At 72.7% G+C, this 3,973-nt stretch carries 4 protein-coding genes; 2 read left to right on the forward strand and 2 right to left on the reverse strand.

What is annotated here, in order from left to right:
• Both C1I98_RS42145 and C1I98_RS36260 read left to right on the forward strand, forming a co-directional pair.
• Window positions 1–792 (forward strand): serine/threonine kinase C-terminal domain-containing protein (locus C1I98_RS42145; RefSeq protein ID WP_497846146.1); only part of this gene is annotated, 792 nt, incomplete at its 5' end.
• Between the two features lie 61 nt (window positions 793–853).
• A complete protein-coding gene (locus C1I98_RS36260) occupies window positions 854–2,467 on the forward strand; it encodes a serine/threonine-protein kinase (protein ID WP_158558333.1) in 1,614 nt (537 codons plus the stop codon).
• 4 nt (window positions 2,468–2,471) lie between these two features.
• Here the strand turns inward: C1I98_RS36260 and C1I98_RS36265 are convergent, their stop codons facing one another.
• The gene (locus C1I98_RS36265; RefSeq protein WP_111171807.1) at window positions 2,472–3,401 is read right to left on the reverse strand and encodes an RluA family pseudouridine synthase; all 930 of its coding nucleotides are present in this window, start codon (window positions 3,399–3,401) and stop codon (window positions 2,472–2,474) included.
• Window positions 3,398–3,973, reverse strand: a 576-nt coding sequence (gene lspA / locus C1I98_RS36270; protein ID WP_438672132.1) for a signal peptidase II, incomplete at its 5' end; no start/stop codon positions are given. The genes C1I98_RS36265 and lspA, both read right to left, overlap by 4 nt.

The following is a 3,973-nucleotide window of genomic DNA, read 5'->3' on the forward strand; positions in this document are numbered from 1 at the left end:
GTTCAGCTCAGGCGCGCTCTCCCGCTGATCGTGCTGGCCGTCGTGCTCGTGGCGCTGGTCGCGTGGTGGCTGGGAATGCAGAGCGCCTCGGAGGGCGGTACCGGGACCGCCGAGATCACCAGCAGCCCGACCTCCACTTCCAGTGACGGCGGCAAGGACGGCGACGAGAAGAAGGCGAAGAGCAGCGCCGAGGAGGGCCGGCAGCAGCCCGCCTCGCCGGCGCAGTCCGCGGCCCCGGAGAAGTCCGGCGAAGCGGCCGAGTCCCCGCAGGCGGACGACAAGCCCGGCGAGGAAGAAGGCGAGGACGACGACCCGGAAGACCCGCAAGAGCCGAAACCCGACTCCAAGGCCCCCAAGGGGTGGTGGACCTACCAGAACGGGCGCGGTTTCTCCGTCGCCCTGCCGAAGGGCTGGTCCGCCTACAAGGAGGAGGGGCGTTCGGTGTGGTTCCACGGCCCGGGGACGGCGAAGGGCAGTTACCTGCTGATCGAGGAGGCGGCGGACGCGGGGTCCGACCCGTACCAGGACTGGGTGGTGCAGGAGAAGAGCACGCGGAAGTCCTTGAGGGGCTACAAGCTCGTGAAGATCGAGAAGGTGGGCTACATGAAGGCGGCGGCCGACTGGGAGTTCACCTGGCAGATGGACTCGGGCCGGGCGCACGTCCGCAACCGGGGCTTCGTCACCGAAGGCGGCAAGGGTTACGCGCTCTACTGGCACACCCGGGCCGAAAGCTGGAAGAAGGACCTGAGCTTCTTCGACACCTTCGCAAGGACGTTCCAGCCCGCCAAGTGAGGCGCGTCCGTAACGCCGTTCCGGTCGCATGCCGGGGGCTTCCCTGGGTAGCCGTCGATCCATGTCGGATTCGCAGGAGCGGGGCCAACTGGTCGGGAGGCGGTACCGGCTGGTCGAGCCCATCGGCCGCGGTGGCATGGGGACGGTGTGGCGGGCGCACGACGAGACGCTGGGCCGGGACATCGCGATCAAGAAGATCAATCCGCCGCCGGATCTGTCCGAGCCGGAGCGCGCGGCGTTCACCACCCGTACGTTCCGTGAGGCTCGGGCGGCCGGAAGGATCAGCCATCCCGGTGTGGCCGCCGTGTACGACGTACTGGAGGAGCGGGGCCATCCCTGGATCGCCATGGAGCTGGTGCCCTCGACCACGCTCGGCGCGGCGATCCGCGAACGCGGGGCGCTGCCGGCGATGGAGGTGGCCCGGATCGGCGTCCAGGTGATCGCCGCGCTGCGGGCCGCCCATCTGGCGGGTGTGCTGCACCGGGACGTGAAGCCGGACAACGTGCTGCTCACCCCGGATCAGCGCGCGGTACTGACCGACTTCGGCATCGCCACCATGGAGGGCGAATCGCCGATGACGCGGACCGGGATGCTGGTGGGCACGCCCGCCTTCATGGCTCCGGAGCGGGCGGCGGGCGGCGGGGCGGTACGGGCCTCGGACCTTTGGTCGCTGGGCGCGACGCTGTACCTGGCGGTCGAGGGGCGCTCGCCGTTCCACCGGGGGCACGCGCTGGCGACCCTTGCCGCGATCTTGCACGAGGAACCGCCGCCGATGAGCCACGGGGGCGCGCTCGCCCCGGTGATCGGCGCGCTGCTGCGCAAGGAGCCGCGCGAACGCCCGACCGCCGAGCAGGCGGCGGGCCTGTTGCAGGCCGTGCTGTCGGGGCTGGGGGCCGACTCCACCGCGCCCATTCCGGTGGCGGCGGTGCAGGCCGCCACGGACGTACGGCCTTCGGTGCGCGGGGCGGGGTGCGGCCATGCCAGGGTCTCCGTCGCCCGGGCGGCCCGCCCGGTGCATGGACCGGGCCACGGCCGCGCCCCTCGTACGGCACGCAAGGCGCACGCCGGTGCGGCAGAGCACCCCGAGCCGAACGGCGACCGCACCCGCCCCGCCGCCGCCTCGCGGGACGCCACCGGCAGGAGGGTGCTCGCGGTGGCCGGGCTGACCGGCCTGGCGATGGTCGTCGCCATGGTCAGCGGCGGGGCCGCCTGGCTGTCGGCACGTCCGGAGGAACGACGTGCGCCCGTCCCGGGGTTCGTCACCACGACGACCACCATCAGGACCACCGCGCCCGCCGTGCCCGCCGTGCCGCGCGTCTCCGTCCAGGCCCCGGCGCCCTCGTCCGGCGAGGAGGTACGGCCCGCGCCCTCCCCGGAGCGCTCTCCGGAGGGAAGTGCGGACGAGGAGCGGCGGCGCGAGTACGAGCGCGAACGCGAACGTGAGCGTGACAAGGAACAGGAGCGGGAACGGCAGGAGAAGAAGCGCGAGAACTCCCCCGCGCCGGACAGGACGCCCGACCCGAAAAAGAAAAAGGAAAAGGACGAGAGCGGGGAAAAGCCGCCTTCGCTACCTTCCCCGGACGCGAGCGACCCTGGCGGCGACGGCGACGACGACGAGATCGGCCACCCGGACACCCGCGATCAGCCGAGCGCCCACACCGTCGTCCGGATCTGAGGGCTCAGGACTCCCCGCGGACGGCGGTGAGGGCGGCGTCGAGGTCGGCCGGGTAGTCGCTGGTGAAGGCGACCCACTCACCCGTGGCCGGGTGCTCGAAGGCGAGGGACACCGCGTGCAGCCACTGGCGGGTCACCCCGAGCCGGGCCGCGAGCGTGGGATCGGCCCCGTAGAGCAGGTCGCCCACGCAGGGATGCCGCAGGGCCGCCATGTGGACGCGGATCTGGTGGGTTCGCCCGGTCTCCAGCCTGATGTCGAGCAGGGAGGCCGCCCGGAACGCCTCGACGGTGTCGTAGTGGGTGACCGACGGCTTGCCGCCGGCGACCACGGCGAACCGGCCGTCGCCCGACGGGTGGCGGTCGATGGGGGCGTCCACGGTGCCGCGCAGCGGGTCGGGGTGTCCTTGGACGAGGGCGTGGTACCGCTTCTCGACGGTACGTTCCTTGAACGCCCGCTTGAGCCAGGAATAGGCGCTTTCGCTCTTGGCCACGACCATCACGCCCGAGGTGTTGGCGTCGAGCCGGTGCACGATGCCCTGCCGTTCGGCCGCGCCGCTGGTGGCGACCCGGTGGCCGGACCCGAGCAGGCCGCCGAGCACGGTCGGGCCGTTCCAGCCGACGGTCGGGTGCGCGGCGACGCCGATCGGCTTGTTCACGACCACGATGTCGTCGTCCTCGTGCAGGACGCGCATCCCCGGCACCGGCTCGGCCACCGGGACCGGGGCGGTGGGCGGCGGGGGCAGCGTGACGTCGAGCCAGGCGCCGGCGTGGACGCGGTCGGACTTGGCCGCCGCCGTGCCGTCCACGAGCACGTCGCCCGAGCCGATCATCTCGGCGGCGCGGGTGCGAGAGAGGCCGAACAGGCGCGAGATGGCGGCGTCGAGGCGTTCGCCCGCGAGGCCGTCGGGGACGGGGAGGCTGCGCTGCTCGCTCATTCGCCGCCGCCCGCCTTGCCGCCGCCGCGCTTGCCGGCGTCCTCGTGGCGGGAGCCGTCGATCTGGTAGCCGCGCCAGGCGAGCAGTACGGCCAGCACTCCGCCGCAGACGATCGAGGAGTCGGCCACGTTGAAGATCGGGAACCCGGTCGCGGGGAAGACCTGGACGAAGTCCACGACATGCCCCTGCAAGGGGGCGGGGGCGCGGAAGACGCGGTCGGTCAGGTTGCCGAACGCGCCGCCGAGGAGGAGCCCGAGAGTGATCGCCCAAGGCAGGCTGCGGAGGTTGCGCGCCGTGCGCAGGATGGCGATGACCACGCCGGCGGCGATCAGGGTGAGCACCAGCGTGAGCCCGGTGCCGATGCTGAAGGCGGCCCCCGAGTTGCGGATCACCCGGAACAGCAGGACGTCAGGGATCAGTACGACGGGGTCCTTGCCCTCCAGGTGGGCCACCACGAGGACCTTGGTGACCAGATCGAGGACGTAGACCACGGCGGCGAGCCCGGCCAGCAGCCCCACCCTGCGCCGCCTGGTCCCGGGCGGGGGGCCGGCCGGGGTGTCAGAGGAGTCCGG

Origin of the sequence: Spongiactinospora gelatinilytica, assembly GCF_003236385.1 — a bacterium.
GTDB lineage: Bacteria > Actinomycetota > Actinomycetes > Streptosporangiales > Streptosporangiaceae > Spongiactinospora > Spongiactinospora gelatinilytica.

What these genes read in the sequence shown, in the direction of transcription:
- C1I98_RS36265 (WP_111171807.1), bottom strand. Translation starts at nt 3,401, where the DNA reads ATGAGCGAGCAGCGCAGCCTCCCCGTCCCCGACGGCCTCGCGGGCGAA.
- C1I98_RS36260 (WP_158558333.1), top strand. Translation starts at nt 854, where the DNA reads ATGTCGGATTCGCAGGAGCGGGGCCAACTGGTCGGGAGGCGGTACCGG.